We start from the raw sequence: 19,601 nt of genomic DNA on the forward strand, positions 1-19,601 counted from the left end.
GCGGGCGGGAGCGGCGTACGAGCTATCGACCGCCGGCAGCCAGGCTGCCGACGACGGCATGCACCTGGGCGTCCGGCTTCAGGTGCGCGCCTTGGCGACCGCGTCAATCGCCTTGGGTATCGCGATGCTGAACAGGATCCCCATGTTGACCTTCTTGGAGTTGAGCAGCGCACCTTGCAGCAGGTCGTCGCCGTGCCGCATGATGACCACCGCGTTGTCCGCGTCCAGGTCAAGCAGGTAGTAGCGGTTCAGCTTTGGAAAGCCGGCTCCGCTCAAGGTGTCCACAAGGTCGCCGGTGAGCTGGTTGAACAGGGCAACGGCTGCCGGCTGGGCGTTGTATCCAGCCAGCGACAGCCCGGTTGAGCGGTCCCAGATATCGGTGGCGGCGAGGCCGTCCTTGAGCAGCGAGCGCAGATCCTCGATCAGTTGTTCCAGTTTGTTGATGTCGACTTGCAGCATGGCGTCCCCATAGTCATAGTAAGTAACAAGGCAGGAGAAATTTCATCCTGTCGTTCAGGCCTTTTGTAGGCGGCATCGAAACCTGATTGACTGTGGGATGTTACACGCAAAGATATTTCGCCAGTGGCATGGAAACGCATGAAAACGACCGCTCAAGGCGGCCGCTGTGCAAGGCGCAATGCTTCAGGCGGCAGGCAGAAAGCCATCGACCGAAAGGTAGCGCTCGCCGGTGTCGTAGTTCACGCCCAGCACGCGCGCACCCTGGGGCAGGTCGGGCAGCTTGTGGGCGATGGCGGCGAGCGCCGCGCCGGTGGAGATGCCGACCAGGATGCCTTCCTCGCGCGCGCAGCGCCGCGCCCATTCGCGCGCGTCCTCGTCGGCGATGGTGAGGGTGCCGTCGATCACGCTGGTATCGAGGTTCTTCGGGACGAAGCCCGCGCCCAGGCCCTGGATGCCGTGCGGGCCGGGGGCGCCGCCGCTGATGACGGGCGATTGCGCGGGCTCCACCGCATACACCTTGAGCTGCGGCCACTTGGGTTTGAGCACGCGCGCCAGCGCCGTGATGTGCCCGCCCGTGCCCACGCCGGTGATGATGGCGTCCAGCCCCTCGGGGAAGTCGGCCAGCACCTCCTGCGCGGTGGTGCGCGCGTGGGCGTCGATGTTGGCCGGGTTGTCGAACTGGTTGAGCATCACCGCGCCGGGCGTGGCCTCGGTCAGCTCCTGCGCGCGGGCGACGGCGCCGCTCGTGCCTTTTTCCTTGGGCGTGAGCACCAGTTCCGCGCCATAGGCCTTGATCAGGCGGCGGCGCTCCACGCTCATGCTTTCGGGCATCACGACGATGAGGCGGTAGCCCTTGACGGCCGCCACCATGGCCAGGCCCACGCCGGTATTGCCGCTGGTGGGTTCGATGATGGTGCCGCCGGGCGTGAGGCGCCCCTCGCGCTCGGCCGCTTCGACCATGCCCAGCGCGATGCGGTCCTTGAGCGAGCCGCCGGGGTTGGCGCGTTCGCACTTGAGCCAGGCGTTGGCGGCGGCGCCAAACAGGCGCTGGATGCGCACATGCGGCGTGTTGCCTATGGTCTGCAGGATGGTGTCGGCTTTCATCAAAGGCTCCGGGGTTCAGGACGAGGGGGTTGGACCGGAAATTCTTGCAGAAGTGTCAGACGGATGGGCTATATCGATATGCCTGACCGCAGCGGATCAGAACCGCTCCCAGCCCTGCAGAAAGCGCCATTGCCCCTCGAGCAGGCCGGCCAGCGCGATGCGGCCTATGCGCAGGCGTTTGAGGCCCACGAGCCGCAGGCCGACGGCGGCGCACATCGCGCCCACCTGCTGCGGCGCGATGCCCTTGAGCGCAAAGCGCAGGTGCTGCTCGCTCTGGCGGCTGACCTTGATGGCGGGCAGCAGACGGCCATCAAGGGCCAGGCCGTGGCACAGCCGTTGCACGGCGGCATCGGTCACCTGGCCCTCGACATGGGCGATGCATTCGTGCTCCAGCAGGTCCTCGTGCAATCGCCGGGTGATGCGTGCCTCCTGCGTGAAGACGACGAGTCCGCTGGCGCCCGCGGGCAGCGACGCGACGCATTGCTGGTGGCGAAAGTGCTTGTGCAGCACACGCTGCGGCGGCCCGCCGACTTCGGCGGCGAAGTGGCCGGGCAGCAGCAGCGCGGCGGCATCCGTGCAGCCCGCGCCCTGGTGCAGCAGCAGCGTGGCGGGCGGGATGTCGATCGCGCGGGCGCCGGGCAGCAGGCGCACCGCTTGCGCGGCGCCGACATGCGCGCCCGGGGTCTCCACCGTCTGTCCATCGACCTGCACCCAGCCGCCTTCGATGTAGCGCTCGGCCTCGCTGCGCGAGCAGGGCAATGCGTGCGCCAGCCGCTTGGCCAGACGCTCGCCGGCTTCGCTTTCAGTCATTGCCGGGCTTGAGCGACCGGATGCGCTCCACATGCGCCAGCAGCGAGCGCTGCGCCAGCGGCCACATGCGCGGCGGCACATCGTCGTAGGCCAGTTCCACCCACTGCTCGGGCGTGCCGTCGGGGAGCTTCTGCATCGCGGCCAGCACCTTGGCCTCGCGCGCCAGGCGATGCCGCTTGAGGTGCGCGATGGCATCACGCGCTCCGTTGGGCGGACCGCCCAGCACGTAGCCGTGCGCGGGCAGGATGAATTGCACCTTCCACTGCTGGCACAGCGCGTCCAGCCGATCGAGCGCATCCATGTAATCGGCCATGTTGCCGTCGGGCGGGTCGATCACCGTGGTGCTGCCGTTCAGGATGTGGTCACCCGAGAACAGCAGGCCATCTTCGCGCAGCAGCAGGCACACATGGTTGGCGGCGTGGCCGGGGGTGTGAATCACTTCCAGAGTGTGGGTGATTTCGCCTTCTGGCGCTTTGCCAGTCAGCGCAAGCAGCTCCCCATTTGATAGTTCCAGGTCGGGTGTGAACTCGCTGTGCGGGCGCGCCGTGGGCAGCGATTGCATTCCCAGGATGGGTGGGCGGGGCTTGCCCGATTGCTCGCACAGTTGCTGCAGCGGGCGCGCGCCGGGCGAATGGTCGGGGTGCGAATGGGTGCAGACGATCATGCGGATATCGCCGCCCGCCGCGTGCCACAGGCACTCCTGGTGGCCGGGGTCCACCGGGCCGGGGTCGATCGCGATGTAGCCGGTGGCCGGGTCGCCCACCAGGTAGCTGTTGGTGCCGGGGCCGGTCATCGCGCCGGGGTTGGGGGCCGTGAGGCGCTGCACGTTTTTCAGCAGCGGCACGGCACGGTCGCTCTGCCAGTCCAGCGCATGTTTGATCTGCCCGTCGGGGCAGACCAGCGCCAGCTCGCCGAACTCCATCTCGTGCTCCATGTGGCGCGAGTCCTTGCCGCTTTTGAGGCCCGCGCGCGGGCAGCTCACCCACAGCGGCTTTTCGTCGTGCAAGGCAGCCAGCAGTGCATCGGCATTGGCAAAGCGCGTCAGGCGCTCCAGCGTGCGGATGGTCGGGAAGATCATGAAGAAGCTGCCGGCTGCATGGCGTGCGAGTGCGTCCGCGGGGCTGATCCATTCGGGCGCGAACTGCTCGGCGTTGTCGGGCACCGGGCTCTGGCCCGGCGGCATGCGCGCGACGAGGAAGGGCACGTCAAAGCGCTTGGGCAGGTCGCGGTCGGTGATCCAGTGCGCCAGCAGGAACATGCCGTCGGCTGCCAGGCGCAGGCCGCGCGCGGCGCATTGTTCGGCAAACGGCGCCTGGCGCTCCAGCGCGGCGATGTCGTCCGCGTCGGCCCAGCGGCCGTCGGCGTGGCGCGCCAGCACCAAGCCCAGCTCTTCAAAGCTTTCGCGGATGGCGGCGATGGCCTGCGTGAGGGCGGTGCCCGTCTGCCCGGGGCGGTGGTCGGCCAGCGGGTGCGCGGCCTCGTCGGCGGCCTCGATGCCGCCACCGGGGAAGACGTAGGCGCCGGGCGCGAAGCTCGCCTTGGCAGAGCGCCGCGTCATCAACACCTGCAGGCCGTGGGCAGGGTCGTCGCGCAGCAGCAGCACGGTGGCTGCGGGCAGCGGTGTCGGGGGTTCGCGGTGGGGGTAGAGGAGTTGGCTGGAACGAGGCATGGCGCGATTATGGCCACGCCGCGCGCGCCGCGCGCGTCAGCTCCTGGGCTTGGCCGTCAGCATCACGACGAGGGCCGAGAAGAAAAAGAAGGCCTGCAGCTCCAGCGCCCAACCGCCCGAGGAGTTGAGCGTCATGAAGTGCGGCATGTGCATCAGCACGATGGCGACGACCATGTTGATCATCACGATCAGCGCCGCGGGTACGACGAAGATCCCGGCCAGCAGCAGCAGCGGCGCCAGCACTTCGCCGATGTAGACGCCATAGGCGACGAAGCCCGGGAGGCCCATTTTTTCGAGCACGCCCACGAGCCATCCCACCCCGCCCATCACTTTGCTGACGCCATGAAACAGCAGCAGCAGGGCAAGCACGGTGCGCAGGATGATGGCACCGGCACGAGGGTGGTAGAAGACGTTCATGGGGGGACCTTGGGTGCGTGAAGGGGCTGAAACTCAATGACGGGTGACGAACCGAGGGCACGTACGCTATCAATTATCACATGGGTCAGGGCGCAGCGTCTGGGCTTGCAGTTGTTTGGGTTGGTAGCCACGGGCGCCATGAAAAGATCATGACCAGGCTCTAAGATGCCGGCCTGACCATTTTGTTTGCAACCGCCGCGCCATGAACTCCTCCGCCATTCCGCCGATCACCGAAGACGATATCGCTCAGTACCTTGCCAATACGCCGGAATTTTTCGAGCGCCACGCGGAGCTGCTCACCAGCGTGGTGCTCACCAGCCAGCACGGCCAGCGCGCCGTCAGCCTGCAGGAGCGGCAGGCGGAAATGCTGCGTGAAAAAATCAAGGGGCTGGAGCAGCACATCATGGAAATCGTGCGCAACGGCAGCGAAAACGCCGCCATCGCCGACAAGGTGCAGCAGTGGGCGCGCCGCATGCTCGCGGTGCGCGATGCCGCCGTCCTGGTGCAGGAGGTGGAGGAAGGCCTGCAAACCTTGTTTGACGTGCCCAAGGTGGCGCTGCGGCTGTGGGATGTGGCGCCCGGCTGGGAGCAGGCGCCGTGGACGCAGGGCGTGAGCGAGGACGTGCGCTCGTTCGCCACTTCGCTGACCATGCCGTTTTGCGGCCCCAACCTGGGTTTCGAAGCCATAGGCTGGCTGCCGCAGTCGGCCCAGGTGCGCTCGGTGGCGCTGCTGCCTATGCGCCCAGGCGCGATGGACGATATGGATGCGCCAGCCTTTGGCCTGCTGGTACTGGCCTCCGACGATGCGGCGCGCTTTGACAGCACCATGGGCACGGACTTCCTTACCCGCATGGCAGAGCTGGCGAGCGCGGCGCTCGCCCGCCTGCGTTGATCGCACGGGCCATGCCTGCCGCCATGCCACCCGAGGTGCGGCAGTACCTCGAATACGCCAGGGTGCAGAAGCGCCTGGCGGCGCGGACCTTGTCTCTGTACCAGTTCGAATTGCAGCGGCTGGTGGCGCTGGCCGAGGGCCGGCCGCTGCTGGCGCTGGACGCCAGCGAGCTGCGGCGCTTTGTCGCGCGGCTGCACGGCAGCGGCCACGGCGGACGCAGCCTGGCGCTGGCGCTGTCGGCCTGGCGCGGTTTTTTCACCTGGGCGGGGCGCCAGGGCCTGGTGGCATCCAACCCGGTGCAGGATCTGCGCGCGCCGAAGTCGCCCCGGCTGCTGCCCAAGGCCTTGCCGGTGGATGAAGCCGTGCGGCTGGCGGATTTTGCGCGGCCGCAAGCCGATCCCTGGCTGGAGGCGCGCGATGCGGCCATCGTCGAGCTGCTCTACGGCTGCGGCCTGCGGGTGGGCGAGCTGGCGGGGCTGGACGTGGCGCCCACGGGCACAAGCCAGCAGCAGGGGCATGGCTGGCTGGACCTGCAGGCGGGCGAGGCGCATGTGCTGGGCAAGGGCTCCAAGCGCCGCAGCGTGCCGGTCGGACAGGCCGCGCAGCAGGCGCTGGAGCGCTGGCTGGGCGTGCGCACGCAGCCCTTTGCCGTTCTGGCGCAGCCCGCCTTGTTCATAGGCCAACGCGGCCAGCGCCTGAGCGCCCAGTCGATCTGGCAGCGGCTGCGCCAGCGCAGCCAGCAGGCGGGCCTGGGCGCGCCGGTGCACCCGCACATGCTGCGCCATTCCTTTGCCAGCCACCTGCTGCAATCGAGCGGCGACCTGCGCGCGGTGCAGGAACTGCTGGGCCACGCCAACATCGGCACCACGCAGGTCTACACGCGCCTGGATTTCCAGCACCTGGCGAAGGTCTACGACCAGGCGCACCCGCGCGCGCACAAGAAGCCATAGCCTCAGGGGCCGCGCCCCGGCTTTTCCCTGCGGTGACTGCGGCAATGGCAAAACCCGCACAATGCCCTGTCACCACCCCTTGAAGGAGAAACCCATGGCCGATACCTGGCTGCCCTCGCTCATCACCGACACGCCCCAGCAGGGCTTCGAGCTGGCCATCACGCTCAGCCGCCGCGGCGTCAAGTACACCCAGCCCGATGTGGATACGCTCAAGAAGCTGCGCCCCGAATACGCCAACGACGCGGCCGGTCTGACGGCCGCGTCCCAGGTCATCGCGACCAACTTCCAGACCGTGGCTGCCGCCAACAACTACTGGCGCAAGTAGCCAGACGGCGCAAGGAAGTGAAAAACCCTGGCTGACGGCAGCGTCGTCAGCCAGGGTTTTCCATTGGCGGCGGAGCGGCGCTTCAGAAGCTTTCCCAGTCGTCGTCCTTGCCTGCCGGTGCAGCGGCCACCGGGGCGGCGCGCGCCGGCAGGGCCTTGGGCGCGGCCGGTCTGGGTTGGGCCTGGCCGATGCTGGCCCGGGCCCGCGCAGGTGCCGGTACGGCCTTGGCGGGCGCCGGTCTGCCGGGGACTGCGGCCGCCGCGGCGCGCGCGCTGCTCTGGTGGCCGCTCAGACGGAACACGGATACCGCGCTCACCAGGTCCTGCGCCTGGGTGCTCAGGCTGGAGGCGGCCGCCGCCATTTCCTCGACCAGCGCGGCGTTCTGCTGCGTGACCTGGTCCATTTGCGTGACTGCCTCGCCCACCTGCGACACGCCCTGGCTCTGTTCGTTGCTGGCCGAGCTGATCTCGCCCATGATGTCCGTCACGCGCTGGATGGATTGCACCACTTCGGTCATGGTCTGCCCCGCCTTGTCCACCAGCGCCGTGCCGGTTCCCACGCGCTCGACGCTGGTGCCGATGAGCTGCTTGATCTCGCGCGCCGCCTCGGCGCTGCGGCCGGCCAGGCTGCGCACCTCGCTGGCCACCACGGCAAAGCCGCGCCCCTGCTCGCCGGCGCGCGCGGCTTCGACGGCGGCGTTGAGTGCCAGGATGTTGGTCTGGAAGGCGATGGAATCGATCACGCCGATGATGTCGGCGATCTTGCTGGAGCTGTCGTTGATGTCCTTCATGGTGCGCACCACGTCCGCCACCACTTCGCCGCCCCTGACGGCCACGGTGGAGGCGCTCTGCGCGAGCTGGTTGGCCTGGCTGGCGTTGTCGGCGTTCTGGCGCACGGTGGAGTTGAGCTCTTCCATCGAGGCGGCGGTTTCTTGCAGCGCGCTGGCCTGGCTCTCGGTGCGCGAGGACAAATCCTGGTTGCCCTGCGCGATCTGCTGGCTGGCCGTGGCCACGCCTTCGGAGTTCTCGCGCACGCGCGACACCACCTGCACCAGCCCGTCCTGCATGCGCTTGAGCGCCTGCAGCAGCAGCGCGGTTTCGCTCTGGCCGCTGGCATCGATGCTCTGCGTCAGATCGCCGCCCGCCACCGCGTTGGCCACGCCCACCGCCTGGCGGATGGGTGCGGTGATGGAGCGGATGATCCACAGCGCCAGGATCACCGCCAGCGCCAGGGCAATCACCGCCACGATGCTGATGGTCCATTCCATGCCCGTGACGGTGCTGGTGGCGATGCCTATGGATTTGTCCATCAATTCACCCTGGAAAGTGAGCAGGCCGTCCACCGCCTCCTTGTAGGGCCCGAGCGCGGCAGGCATTTCTTTCTCCAGCACGGCGGCGGCGTCGCCCGTCAGCCCCTGCTGGATGAGGCCGACGAATTTGTCCTGCAGCGCCAGGTATTGCGTCCGCGGGGCCCGGGTGCGCTCCAGCGCCGCCTTGCCGGCGCTGGAAACAATGGTTTCATCCAGCTTCTTGAACAGCGCGCCAATCTGCTTGCGCGTGTCCCCCATTGCCGTGATCTGCCCCTGGACGCTGTCCTGGTTGCGAAACGCCAGCATGTTGGAGATCGCAAGCTCGTTGGACGCGACCGCCGCCTTGATCCGGTGCACTTCGGTGATCTTGGGGTATTGGTCCTTCACGACGTACTGGAATTCGTCGTGCAAGGTGTTGGTCTTGATCAACGCCGTGGCGCCGATGATGACGATCATCAGGCCCATGAAGGCAAACGCCAGGGTGAGCCGGGTGCTGATCTTGAGGTGGTTGGCTGACATGGAAGACCTTTCAAAGGGCAGCGGTGTCCGCGGGTACGCGATGTATCCGAAGGTTTCCCGGAGGCATGGCATGGCTTGCTGTTATACGCCCCATGGCGCCGGCACAAGCCGCCGTGAGCGGGTTCATTGCCCCGTATTTTTCAGCATGGCTGGCGCCGGATCTGCGGGCCTTTCCGGATCACCGCGAACCGGCCGATGGTTCGCGGTCCGGCACGGACTGCATCCTGATGATGCGGGTGCTGCAATTCGAATAGGCCTGCTGTACGGCCATTGCCATCAGATGGTGTTGCGCCGGGCATTGGAAACCGGGCAGATCGGCTTCGCCGGCCATGTGCAGCAGACCGTTGACGCGCAGGCGCAGACGGCGCGCGAAGTCAACAAAGATCGCCCCGGCCTGGCAGCCCGATTGCCGGGCCAGCTCCCAGAGCCGGCTGCCTTCGCTGTGTCGCAGGAGAAAGCAGAAATGTTGCGCGTCACGAAAAGCCACCAGCGGATAGACCCCTTGCCCGGTTTGCACGCAAGTCACCATCTGGCTGTGGATTTCGCCGCTGGGCTCGCGCACGCTCAGGAAGAAAAATGGCTGGCCCGCCATCAGCCGCGCCTGGCCACTGCTGAGGCCCGGCTGAATGGTGCCACTCAATTCGCGCGCTTCCCCCACGACGTCAAATCGTCGGTGCGCTTCGCGTTCGCCGGCATGAAAAATTTCGGCTGGCTCGGAGCCCTCCAGGATGATCCGGATCATCAGTCAGCCACCCATTCCAGATGCGGCAAGTCGGCCACCGGCGCCGTCTGCACGCGGCTCACCTGGATGAAGATGGCGCGCGGCGCGGTGGGGAAAATGGTTTGCCATGCGGGGCCGCGGTCCGCCTGCCGCACGGCGACTTCGGCCCGGCCCTGGATCATCACGGTGCATTGTTGGGCGAAATCAACGAACAGCAGGGCGATCCGGTCGTGCTCAAGCAGGTTGCCTATGGAGTTGAACAGGTTGTTGCCGCGGTAGTCGGGGATGACCAGGGAGCCCGCGTCCATCACGTGCAGCAGCGGTTCGGGGACGCCGTGCATCTCCCGTCCGCGATAGGAGCAATCGCAGGCGCCTGCCGCGCTGGCCGAACTCAGCAGGAAAAAGGGCTGCTCCTCCAGCCAGGGGCGGAGGAGCAGCAGGTCGCTGGCGGTGCCAGCGACCGGGGCGTCAACGGATGACAAGGCGTCAGAAGAAGCCCAGGGCCTTGGTGCTGTAGCTGACCATCAGGTTCTTGGTCAGCTGGTAGTTGCCCAGCGCCATCTTGTGGTTCTCGCGCCCGATGCCCGACTTCTTGTAGCCGCCGAAGGCCGCGTGTGCCGGGTACAGGTGATAGCAGTTGGTCCACACACGGCCCGCCTTGATGGCGCGGCCCATCTGGTAGGCGGTGTTGCCGTTGCGGCTCCAGACGCCGGCGCCCAGGCCGTATTCGGTGTCATTGGCGATCTTGATGGCTTCTTCGGCCGTCTTGAAGGTGGTGACCGATGCGACGGGGCCGAAGATTTCCTCCTGGAACACGCGCATGTTGTTCTGCCCGAACAGCAGCGTGGGCTTGACGAAAAAGCCGTCGTTGGTTTCGTCGCCGGCGCGCAGGCGTTCACCGCCGGTCAGGCATTTGGCGCCTTCGCCGCGGCCAATGTCGATATACCCCAGGATCTTGTCCATCTGCACCTGCGACACCTGCGCGCCCACCATGGTGCTCATGTCCAGCGGGTGGCCTTGCTTCATGGCCTGCACGCGCTTGGTGCCGCGCTCGACGAATTTTTCGTAGATCGATTCCTGCACCAGGATACGCGATGGGCAGGTGCAGACCTCGCCCTGGTTCAGCGCGAACATGGAGAAGCCTTCCAGCGCCTTGTCGAGGAACTCGTCATCGGCATCCATCACGTCGGCAAAGAAGATGTTGGGGCTCTTGCCGCCGAGTTCCACCGTGGAGGGGATCATGCTGTCGGCGGCGGCGTGCAGGATGCGCTGGCCGACGGCCGTGGAGCCGGTGAAGGCCACCTTGGCGATGCGCTTGCTGGTGATCAGGGCCTCACCCGCCTCCTTGCCGTAGCCATTGACGATGTTGATGACGCCCGGGGGCAGCAAATCGGCTATCAGTTCCATGAGCACCATGATGGATGCGGGCGTTTGCTCGGCGGGTTTCATCACCACGCAGCAGCCGGCAGCCAGCGCCGGCGGCAGCTTCCAGCAGGCCATCAGCAGCGGAAAGTTCCATGGGATGACCTGGCCGACCACGCCGATGGGTTCGTGAAAGTGGTAGGCCACGGTCGTGGCGTCGATCTCGGAGATGCCGCCCTCCTGCGTGCGGATGGCGCCGGCGAAGTAGCGCCAGTGATCGACGGCCAGAGGCAGGTCGGCCGCCATGGTCTCGCGCAGCGGCTTGCCGTTGTCGATGGTCTCGGCCAGCGCCAGCACGTCCAGGTTCTGCTCCATGCGATCGGCGATCTTCAGCATGATGCCGGCGCGTTCGGCCGGTGATGTGGCGGCCCATTTGTCCTGCGCTGCGTGGGCTGCATCCAATGCGCGCTCGACATCGGCGGCGCTGGAGCGGGCGACCTTGCAGAACGGCTTGCCGGTGATGGGCGTCACGTTGTCGAAGTAGCGGCCTTCCACCGGGGCGACCCACTTGCCGCCGATGAAGTTGTCGTATTTTTCCTTGTAGGGGTAGTTGGCGTTGATGTTGAATTTCTTCAGTTCAAACATGTCCATGACGAATCTCCTGTGTGAATTCGGGTGAAAAGCAAGCCGCCCCGTGCGGCCACCCAACCATCACCAAGCATGTTTCGGGCCAGGTTGGCGTGCGGGTACCGCCTCCCTCGGTTTTGCGCCGAAGTTGAACCAAAGGCATAATCGCTATTCCATTTTGGAACAACGAAATTCCATGTCTTGACAGTGTGACTGGTCCTTGGAGAAGTGCATGCGTTCCCAGCCCGATTTGACCCAGATGCGGCGACAGCTGCTGGAATGCGGCAGCCTGGCCCCGGGTGTGATGAGCGAGCCTCTGGCGCGCTCGTGGCGGCGCAGTCTGGAGGCTGGCCTGCTGCCGCACGGTGGCGGCGCGGAGCCTGGCCTGGAGCTTGACGCCCTGTCGCTTGCGGATCTGATGGATCGCAATCGTTCGCTGCTGGCCACCGCCCGGCCGGTGATGGATTTTTTCCATGCGCCCATCCGCGGCAGCCGCTGCATTCTGGTGCTGGCCGACGCGCAGGGCGTCTTGATGCACACGATGGGCGACGATGCCTTCCTGGAAAAGGCGCAGCGCGTGGCCCTGCGCCGAGGCATCTCATGGCACGAAAGCCGGCGTGGCACCAACGCCGTCGGCACGGCGATTGCCGAGAGCAGCGCGGTGCAGGTGCGTGGCGAAGAACACTATTTGCTGCAAAACGGCTTTCTGCATTGTTCCGCGGCGCCCGTGTTCGATGTGCATGGTCGCGTGGCCGGCGTCATCGACATTTCGGGCGATGAATGCGCATCGCAGCCGCACGCGCTGGGCCTGGCGTGCAACGCGGCGCGCCTGATGGAAAACAGTGGTCTGAAGACGCAGTTTCGGCAGCATCCCATCCTTCATCTGCATGCGGAGATGGAAGGGCTGGATACGCCGGCCGCCGGGCTGCTGGCCATCAGCCACGAAGGCATCGTGCTGGGCGCCAATCCGCGGGCGATGCGGCTGCTGGGGCTGAAAGGCGGCGATTTTGATTGGCTGCCGATCGCCGACCGCCTGTACCTGAGCCCGGGGGGCTTGCTGGCACGCGCCGGGCGGGCGCCGGTTCGCCTGTCCTTGCCGGACGGGCGCGGCCTGTACATGCAGGTTCACCTGCCACCGGCCGCCGTCTTGGTGCCCGGTTCTCGCGTAGCTGCCGCAGTGCCGATGGAGCAGGGGCCCGAGGACGCCCTGGCGCGGCATGACACGGGTGACGCCCAATGGCGCGCGGCCACCCAAAGGGCGCGCCGCATTCTGGGCAAATCCATTGCCTTGTTGATTCAGGGCGAGTCCGGCGTAGGCAAGGAGGTCTTCGCGCGCGCCTGCCACGACAGCGGTCCACGGCGCGGCAAGCCTTTCGTGGCCATCAACTGCGCGGCCATCCCTGAGTCGCTGATAGAAGCCGAGCTGTTTGGCTATGCGCCCGGCGCCTACACCGGGGCGCAGCGTGGCGGCAGCCTGGGCCGCATCCGCGAGGCAGACGGCGGCACGCTGTTTCTTGATGAGATTGGCCATATGCCGCTGGTGCTGCAAACGCGCCTGTTGCGCGTGCTGCAGGATCGCAAGGTGACGCCTCTGGGGGGTGCCGAGGTGGCGGTCGACTTCGCGCTCATGAGCGCCACCCATCGCTCGCTGGACGAAGCGGTCGCCTCGGGGGAGTTCCGGGAAGATTTGTACTACCGCATCAACGGCTTTGGCCTGCGCTTGCCGCCCCTGCGTGAGCGCACGGATTTCGATGCGCTCGTCGCGTCCATCCTGGCGGAGCTGGGCGAGGCTGACTGCACGCTCGCGCCCGAATTGCGCCAGGCCTTTCTGCGCCATGACTGGCCGGGCAATCTGCGCCAGCTGGCCAACGTGCTGCAAACCGCCTGCGCGCTGCGCGAACCCGATGAGCCCGGCATCGGCTTTCAGCATTTGCCGGACGATTTGCGGCGTACCCTGCTGCGCGCGGGCGCAGGCGTGGCTGCCGCCCCGAGTGCATCGGGGCCCGTGACCGCTGCGGCGGGAGACAACAGCCTCAAGACACTGGCGCATCAGGCGCTGCACGCGGCGCTGAAGGAATGCCGCGGCAACGTCAGCGCGGCCGCGCGGCGCCTGGGCATCAGCCGCCAGACGATCTATCGGCGCCTGCACGACGAAGGCATGGCTGCGCTGTCGCCGCAAGCGGCTGAACTTGCGGGAGCGGTGCGGGATTCCTTGTAGCTATAGAATTCCCGCAGGCAGCCTCCGGGCTGCCATGTCTTTTTGCAAGGTGCGCCATGTCCCTGATTCCCGCCACCATCCTCACTGGTTTCCTCGGTTCTGGCAAAACCACACTGCTCAAACGGGTTCTGCATGAATCCCATGGCAAAAAAATCGCCGTGATCGAGAACGAATTCGGCGAGGAAAACATCGACAGCGATCTGCTCGTCACCGAATCCAAGGAACAGATCCTGCAGATGAGCAACGGCTGCGTCTGCTGCACCATCCGCGAGGACCTGCGCGACACGCTGCGCCTGCTGGCGGCCAAGAAGCGCAAGGGCTTGCTGGATTTCGAGCGCGTGGTGATCGAGACCACGGGCCTGGCCGACCCAGGGCCGGTGGTGCAGACCTTCTTCATGGACGACGAAATCGCCGAATCCTACATGGTGGACTCCGTCATCACGCTGGTCGACGCCAAGCACGCCAATGGGCAGCTGGACACGCGCCAGGAGGCGCGCCGCCAGGTGGGCTTTGCCGACCAGATCTTCCTCTCCAAGACAGACCTGGTGAGCGAGCAGGACAAGGACGCGCTGATCCACCGCCTCAGGCACATGAACCCGCGCGCACCGATCCGCGCGGTGCATTTCGGCGAGGTGCCGCTCAAGGAGGTGCTTGATCTGCGCGGCTTCAACCTCAACGACAAGCTTGAAGTGGATCCCGAACTGCTCAAGGAAGATGAGCATGGGCACCATGACCATGACCATGACCATGACCATGAGCACCACGAACATGGCCATGAGCATGGCGAGCATTGCGCCCATCTGCACCATCACCACTATGACGACGACGTCAAGAGCTTCGTCTTCCGTACCGACCGCCTGTTCGATCCAGCCAAACTGGAGGATTTCATCGGCGCCATCGTCAACATCTACGGTCCGCGCATGCTGCGCTACAAGGGTGTGCTGGCGATGAAGGGCACGGAGCGCAAGGTGATTTTTCAAGGCGTGCACCAGCTCATGGGCAGCGACCTCGGGCCCGAATGGGGCAAGGGGGAGTTGCGCCAGAGCCGCATGGTGTTCATCGGCATCGATCTGCCCAGGGACATTTTTTTCCAGGGGCTGGAACAATGCCTGGTGCCCGCCTGATGCCTCCTTGATGCGCCGGCCGGGCGGCGAGTGCCGCACCGCGGGGCGCGGGTAAACGCGCATCCGTGCGGGGCGTCTATACAATCGCCGCCCGTTCGAGGGAGACCGGCTTTCGTTCACCGCCAACTGGAGTTACCATCCGCCGATACCTCCCGTATCCATTCCCTTTTTCGCCAGCGTACTGCACCATGAACACGACCCTGCAAAAATCTGTGGCGGCCGCCAAGAAAACTCCCAAGCTGGCCGGCAACTGGAAGGCCAAATCGATCGAGGAGCTCACGGATGAGGATGTGCTCTCCATGCCCGAGAGCGAGTACATGAGCGAGAAGCAGCTGGCGTTCTTCCGCCTCAAGCTGGTGCGGCTCAAGAACGACATCCACGACAACGCCGGCGCGACGACGGAGAACCTGCGCGAGGACACTGTGGTGGTGCCCGACCCGGCCGACCGCGCGACGATCGAGGAAGAGCACGCGCTGGAGCTGCGCACGCGCGACCGCGAACGCAAGCTGCTGAAGAAGATCGAGCAGTCGATCGCCCGCATCGACGCCGGCGACTACGGCTATTGCGACGAGACGGGCGAACCCATCGGCGTGGGGCGCCTCATCGCGCGCCCCACGGCCACGCTGTCGCTGGAAGCGCAGCAGCGGCGCGAGCTCAAGCAGAAGATGTTCGGGGATTGACAGACCCGATGCCGGGCCGGCAACAGGCTGAGAGCGCATGACCAAGGAAGAAACGGCGCCTGGCGGCTTGTTGTCCAAGGTGGTGCGTTTTGTGCGCAATCCCACGGTGGACTGGTCCGAGCTCGATTCGATCGACGAAAGCCGCGAGGCCCAGGTCAGCCGCCAGAAGCTCAAGGACATGATCGAGCGCAAGCGGCGCAACGATTTCGTGCGCAAGCGCGAATTCGACCAGTTGCGCAAGCTGCGCCGCAAAGAGGCCAGCCCCGGGTTGATGCAGGACGACACGCCGGTGCAGACCTCGTTTCTCGATACCGATGTTGGTGAGCGCGAGGCGCGCGCCCAGACCTTGCGCAAGATCGATGCGATCGAGCAGCAGATGTCGCAGCAGTGGTGGAAGGCGCCGGGAGCGACCGCGCCAGGGGGGCTGCAGGCAGGGGCGGCGGCGATGCCCGCGCCCGCGCCACTGGAGCCTGCCGCCGTGGCGGGTGAAACCACGCTGCCGCCAGTCCACTCAGGCTCGGAGGCGGGAGCCTGGACCGATCCGCTGCAGGCCTTTGCACCGACGATGCCGTCCAGGCTGCAGTCGGGCTCGGGTGAGGAGGCGCCGTCGCGGGCCTTGTTTCGAGAGGACAATGCGCCGGATCCATCGGTCTTGCTGGCACAGCTGCAGCCTGGCGACGCGACCAGTGCGCCAAGAGAGGAAAAATTCGTGCACGAACCCGACCTGGAAGAAGCCGCCATCCTGTTTGCCAACGCTGACTACACTGGCGCGGCGCGCTGCCTGACCGACGTGCTGGTGCGGCATGCACAGGATGACCCGCTTCAACAGCACGAGATCTGGATGACCCTGTTTGACCTGTACCGGGCGACAGGGCAGCAGGAGCCGTTCGATGCGCTGGCCATCGACTACGCAGCGCAGTACGGACGTTCTTCCCCCTTGTGGTTTTCCATGCCGGCGCAGCTTGGTGTCGAACCGGTGGCCGAGGAGCCGGCGTCTCCCCAGCGGGAGCTGGCCTGGAATGCGCCGGCCACGCTGGGGCTGCAATCCGTGGCGGCGCTGCAGGCATCGCTGGCGCGCTCCAGCCCGCCGTGGACGCTCAACTGGAGCCGTCTGACGGATATCGAAACGGCGGCATTGCCCGCGCTGATTGAACTGTTCGGGCGCTGGGCCAGCGAGGCGGTCGAATTGCACTTCCAAGCGGTCGCCGCCTTGCAGCAGGTGGTGCAGGCCCATACGGTGGCCGAAGACCGCGGCGCGGATCCGCAGTGGTGGCTGCTGCGCATGGCGCTGCTGCGCCTGCTGCGCCTGCCTGACGATTTCGAAATGGTGGCGCTGGATTACTGCGTCACTTATGAAGTGTCGCCGCCCTCATGGATCGATCCGAAATGCAGTCTTCTGGACGGCGCGGCGGCGCTGGAGGCGGCGCTGGAGAGCGACGCACCCGCAACGGGCGCTGGTGCCGCGCAGGCGGAGCTGACCGGTCATATCGAAGGCGATGCGCAGGCGCAGCTGGCACACCTGGAGGCCATGGCCCGGCCGGGTCAGCCGCTGGTGATCGCCTGCGACCGGCTGATCCGCATTGATTTTGCCGCCGTTGGCTCGGTGCTCAACTGGGCGGCAACGCAGCAGGCGCAGGGCTGCGAGCTGCATTTCCACAACCTGCATCGCGTGATCGCCGTGTTCTTCAACGTGATCGGCATCAACGACCACGCCTGGGTCGAGCCGCGCAAGGATTGATGCTATCGCCGCTGCCTTGCAAATGCGGGCGGCGCCCCCATTTTCGCCTGCTATGGAGCAATTTCACGGCACCACCATCCTGAGCGTGCGGCGCCAGCTTGCGGACGGCCGCATGCAGGTCGCCATCGGCGGCGACGGCCAGGTCACGCTCGGCAACATCGTTATCAAGGGCTCGGCGCGCAAGGTGCGCAAGCTCTACCACGACAAGGTGCTGGCGGGTTTTGCCGGCGCCACGGCCGATGCGTTCACGCTGTTCGAGCGCTTCGAGGCCAAACTCGAAAAGCACCAGGGGCAGCTAACGCGCGCCGCCATCGAACTCACCAAGGACTGGCGCACCGACCGCGTGCTGCGCCGCCTGGAAGCCATGCTCGCGGTGGCTGATGAAACCGCCTCGCTCATCATCACCGGCAACGGCGACGTGCTGGAGCCCGAGCAGGGCATCGTCGCCATCGGTTCGGGCGGCCCCTATGCGCATTCGGCTGCCAAGGCGCTGCTGGCCCATACCGATTTGTCGGCGGTGGAGATCATCAAGAAGTCGCTGGAAATCGCCGGCGAGCTGTGCATCTACACCAACATGCACCATACGATTGAGACGCTTTGATCTCGTTTTTGATAGCTGCTTGCGCATGCTGAATATGCGTAAACACCGGATTTGAATCAGATGTCTTCCATGACTCCCCAGGAGATCGTCTCCGAACTCGACCACCACATCGTCGGCCAGAAAGACGCCAAGCGCGCCGTCGCCATCGCCCTGCGCAACCGCTGGCGCCGCCAGCAGGTGGATGCAGGACTGCGCGGCGAGATCACGCCCAAGAACATCCTGATGATCGGCCCCACCGGCGTGGGCAAGACCGAAATTGCGCGGCGCCTCGCGCGCCTGGCCGACGCGCCCTTCATCAAGGTGGAGGCGACCAAGTTCACCGAAGTCGGCTATGTCGGCAAGGACGTGGACGCCATCATCCGCGATCTGGCCGAAGTGGCGGTCAAGCAGACGCGCGAGGCGGACATGAAGAAACTGCGCGCACGCGCCGAGGATGCGGCCGAGGACCGCATTCTGGATGTGCTCGTGCCCCAGGCCCGCACCGATGAGCCGCCCTCGGAGAACACCGCGCGCCAGGTGTTCCGCAAGAAGCTGCGCGAAGGGCAGCTGGACGAGAAGGAGATCGATATCGAAGTGGCCGATGCGCGCCCGCAGGTCGAGATCATGGGCCCCCAGGGCATGGAGGAAATGGCCGAGCAGTTGCGCGGATTGTTTTCGCAGATGGGGCAGGAAAAGCGCCGCACGCGCAAGCTCAGGATTGCCGAGGCGCTCAAGATTCTGACGGACGAAGAGGCCGCCAGGCTGGTGAACGAAGATGAGGTCAAGGGCCGCGCGATCGCCAACCTGGAGCAGAACGGCATCGTTTTCATCGACGAGATCGACAAGGTGGCGGCACGCCAGGAAACCAGTGGCGCCGACGTCTCGCGCCAGGGTGTGCAGCGCGATCTGCTGCCGCTGGTGGAGGGCACGACGGTCTCCACCAAATACGGCATGGTCAAGACCGACCACATCCTGTTCATCGCCTCGGGCGCGTTTCACCTGGCCAAGCCGAGCGACCTGATTCCCGAACTGCAGGGGCGCTTTCCGATCCGTGTCGAGCTGGGGTCGCTCTCGGTGCAGGATTTCGAGGCCATTCTCACGCAGACGCACGCCAGCCTCGTCAGGCAGTACCAGGCGCTGCTGGCGACGGAGGGCGTCACGCTGGAATTCACCCCCGAGGGCATCACGCGCCTGGCGCAGATCGCCTTTGACGTGAACGAGCGCACCGAAAACATCGGCGCGCGGCGCCTGGCCACCGTGATGGAGCGGCTGCTGGACGAGGTGAGCTTTGACGCCGTGAACCGCGCGGGGCAGAGCGTGGTGGTCGATGCGGCCATGGTGAACGCACGCCTGGCGTCGCTCAGTACCAACGAAGACCTCTCGCGCTACATCCTGTGACCGGCTCGCCCCGAGCCGCACTGCCTTCATGGATCACATGCGCAATGTGATCCAAGTGCTTGACTATCAAGGTTTTTCTCTCTTCTTGCCTTGAAGTTCAATCGCTAAACCTTTGATTTCATTCACAAATTCTCAGGGTGAACCCCCTTGTGTGCGCCTGCTTTCCTGCTACAGTGCAAAAAAGTGCAATGAAGTGGTGAAAAGTGCCGTTGTGACCCGAAAAAGAGGGTCGTGGCGGCTGCGGGTTGTTCGAGGGGTTCCAAGTCCGTGTTCCAAGGTGCGTCTTCGCTGAGTCTGGATGCCAAGGGGCGTTTGTCGGTGCCGACAAGGCACCGCGACGCACTTGCGGCGGGCGCTGCGGGCCCGCTCACGATCACCAAGCACCCCGATGGCTGCCTGATGGTGTTTCCGCGCCCGGCGTGGGAGGACTTCAGCGCCCGCATTGCCCAGCTGCCGATGCAGGCGCAGTGGTGGAAGCGGATTTTTCTGGGCAATGCGATGGATGTGGATATGGATGGCACGGGCCGGGTGCTGGTTTCGCCCGAACTGCGGGCTGCCGCGGGCCTGGTCAAGGATGTGGTGCTGCTGGGCATGGGCACCCATCTCGAACTCTGGGACAAGGCAACCTATGAGGCCAGGGAGACCGCGGCCATGCAGGCGCCGATGCCCGACGTGCTCAAGGATTTCTCCTTCTGAGAG

The 19,601-nt window shown here is 65.9% G+C and carries 19 protein-coding genes; 10 read left to right on the forward strand and 9 right to left on the reverse strand.

All coding sequences use genetic code 11. From position 1 onward, the window contains the following. Positions 1-78: 78 nt before the first annotated feature. The 5 genes from K320_RS0111600 to K320_RS0111620 all read right to left on the reverse strand — a co-directional run bounded on the left by K320_RS0111600 (position 79) and on the right by K320_RS0111620 (position 4,459). Positions 79-459: a hypothetical protein gene (locus K320_RS0111600; RefSeq protein ID WP_024539006.1), complete on the reverse strand. Its 381-nt coding sequence runs from the start codon at positions 457-459 to the stop codon at positions 79-81. Between the two features lie 183 nt (positions 460-642). Then, entirely contained in the window at positions 643-1,563 is a 921-nt protein-coding gene (gene cysK / locus K320_RS0111605) for a cysteine synthase A (protein ID WP_024539007.1), read from the reverse strand. A 96-nt stretch (positions 1,564-1,659) separates the two neighbouring features. After that, the gene (locus tag K320_RS0111610; RefSeq protein WP_024539008.1) at positions 1,660-2,373 is read right to left on the reverse strand and encodes an RNA pseudouridine synthase; all 714 of its coding nucleotides are present in this window, start codon (positions 2,371-2,373) and stop codon (positions 1,660-1,662) included. Next, positions 2,366-4,042, reverse strand: a complete 1,677-nt coding sequence (locus K320_RS0111615; protein ID WP_024539009.1) for an MBL fold metallo-hydrolase — start codon at positions 4,040-4,042, stop codon at positions 2,366-2,368. Before K320_RS0111615 ends, K320_RS0111610 begins: the two co-directional genes overlap by 8 nt. A 36-nt stretch (positions 4,043-4,078) precedes the next feature. Then, positions 4,079-4,459 carry a DoxX family protein gene (locus K320_RS0111620; protein ID WP_024539010.1) on the reverse strand — a complete coding sequence of 127 codons (381 nt, stop codon included), beginning with the start codon at positions 4,457-4,459 and terminating at the stop codon, positions 4,079-4,081. Between the two features lie 202 nt (positions 4,460-4,661). Between K320_RS0111620 and K320_RS0111625 the strand changes: the two genes are divergently transcribed. From K320_RS0111625 to K320_RS0111635, 3 genes are all read left to right on the forward strand, one after another. Further along, positions 4,662-5,351, forward strand: coding sequence for a DUF484 family protein (locus tag K320_RS0111625; RefSeq protein ID WP_024539011.1), 690 nt, complete (start codon positions 4,662-4,664; stop codon positions 5,349-5,351). Positions 5,352-5,362: 11 nt separating this feature from the next. Further along, positions 5,363-6,301, forward strand: a complete 939-nt coding sequence (locus K320_RS0111630; RefSeq protein ID WP_029696081.1) for a tyrosine recombinase XerC — start codon at positions 5,363-5,365, stop codon at positions 6,299-6,301. A gap of 94 nt (positions 6,302-6,395) precedes the next feature. Then, complete coding sequence (locus tag K320_RS0111635) at positions 6,396-6,626, forward strand: hexameric tyrosine-coordinated heme protein (RefSeq protein WP_024539013.1); 231 nt, start codon at positions 6,396-6,398, stop codon at positions 6,624-6,626. A gap of 82 nt (positions 6,627-6,708) precedes the next feature. Here the strand turns inward: K320_RS0111635 and K320_RS0111640 are convergent, their stop codons facing one another. The 4 genes from K320_RS0111640 to K320_RS0111655 all read right to left on the reverse strand — a co-directional run bounded on the left by K320_RS0111640 (position 6,709) and on the right by K320_RS0111655 (position 11,188). Continuing rightward, the gene (locus tag K320_RS0111640; RefSeq protein ID WP_024539014.1) at positions 6,709-8,454 is read right to left on the reverse strand and encodes a methyl-accepting chemotaxis protein; all 1,746 of its coding nucleotides are present in this window, start codon (positions 8,452-8,454) and stop codon (positions 6,709-6,711) included. A 178-nt stretch (positions 8,455-8,632) separates the two neighbouring features. Next, entirely contained in the window at positions 8,633-9,196 is a 564-nt protein-coding gene (locus K320_RS0111645) for a hypothetical protein (RefSeq protein ID WP_024539015.1), read from the reverse strand. Further along, a complete protein-coding gene (locus tag K320_RS0111650) occupies positions 9,196-9,657 on the reverse strand; it encodes a pyridoxamine 5'-phosphate oxidase family protein (RefSeq protein ID WP_024539016.1) in 462 nt (153 codons plus the stop codon). The genes K320_RS0111645 and K320_RS0111650 overlap by 1 nt, the downstream gene beginning before the upstream one ends. Positions 9,658-9,661: 4 nt before the next feature. Then, a complete protein-coding gene (locus K320_RS0111655) occupies positions 9,662-11,188 on the reverse strand; it encodes an aldehyde dehydrogenase family protein (protein ID WP_024539017.1) in 1,527 nt (508 codons plus the stop codon). Between the two features lie 208 nt (positions 11,189-11,396). Here K320_RS0111655 and K320_RS0111660 point away from each other — a divergent pair, with 208 nt between their 5' ends. The 7 genes from K320_RS0111660 to mraZ all read left to right on the forward strand — a co-directional run bounded on the left by K320_RS0111660 (position 11,397) and on the right by mraZ (position 19,598). Beyond that, a complete protein-coding gene (locus K320_RS0111660; protein WP_024539018.1) occupies positions 11,397-13,382 on the forward strand; it encodes a sigma-54-dependent Fis family transcriptional regulator in 1,986 nt (661 codons plus the stop codon). 56 nt (positions 13,383-13,438) lie between these two features. Further along, positions 13,439-14,506 (forward strand): CobW family GTP-binding protein, encoded by a 1,068-nt coding sequence (locus tag K320_RS0111665; protein ID WP_024539019.1) that lies wholly within the window; start codon positions 13,439-13,441, stop codon positions 14,504-14,506. Positions 14,507-14,571: 65 nt separating this feature from the next. Further along, a complete protein-coding gene (dksA, locus tag K320_RS0111670) occupies positions 14,572-15,186 on the forward strand; it encodes an RNA polymerase-binding protein DksA (protein WP_407059762.1) in 615 nt (204 codons plus the stop codon). A 37-nt stretch (positions 15,187-15,223) separates the two neighbouring features. Next, a complete protein-coding gene (locus tag K320_RS0111675; protein WP_024539021.1) occupies positions 15,224-16,924 on the forward strand; it encodes an STAS domain-containing protein in 1,701 nt (566 codons plus the stop codon). Positions 16,925-16,976: 52 nt separating this feature from the next. Beyond that, complete coding sequence (gene hslV / locus K320_RS0111680) at positions 16,977-17,525, forward strand: ATP-dependent protease subunit HslV (RefSeq protein ID WP_024539022.1); 549 nt, start codon at positions 16,977-16,979, stop codon at positions 17,523-17,525. 60 nt (positions 17,526-17,585) lie between these two features. Beyond that, entirely contained in the window at positions 17,586-18,902 is a 1,317-nt protein-coding gene (hslU, locus tag K320_RS0111685; protein ID WP_024539023.1) for an ATP-dependent protease ATPase subunit HslU, read from the forward strand. 267 nt (positions 18,903-19,169) lie between these two features. Further along, a complete protein-coding gene (gene mraZ / locus K320_RS0111690; RefSeq protein ID WP_024539024.1) occupies positions 19,170-19,598 on the forward strand; it encodes a division/cell wall cluster transcriptional repressor MraZ in 429 nt (142 codons plus the stop codon). Positions 19,599-19,601: the final 3 nt, after the last annotated feature.

The organism is Comamonas badia DSM 17552 (assembly GCF_000484635.1).
Lineage (GTDB): Bacteria > Pseudomonadota > Gammaproteobacteria > Burkholderiales > Burkholderiaceae_C > Comamonas_C > Comamonas_C badia.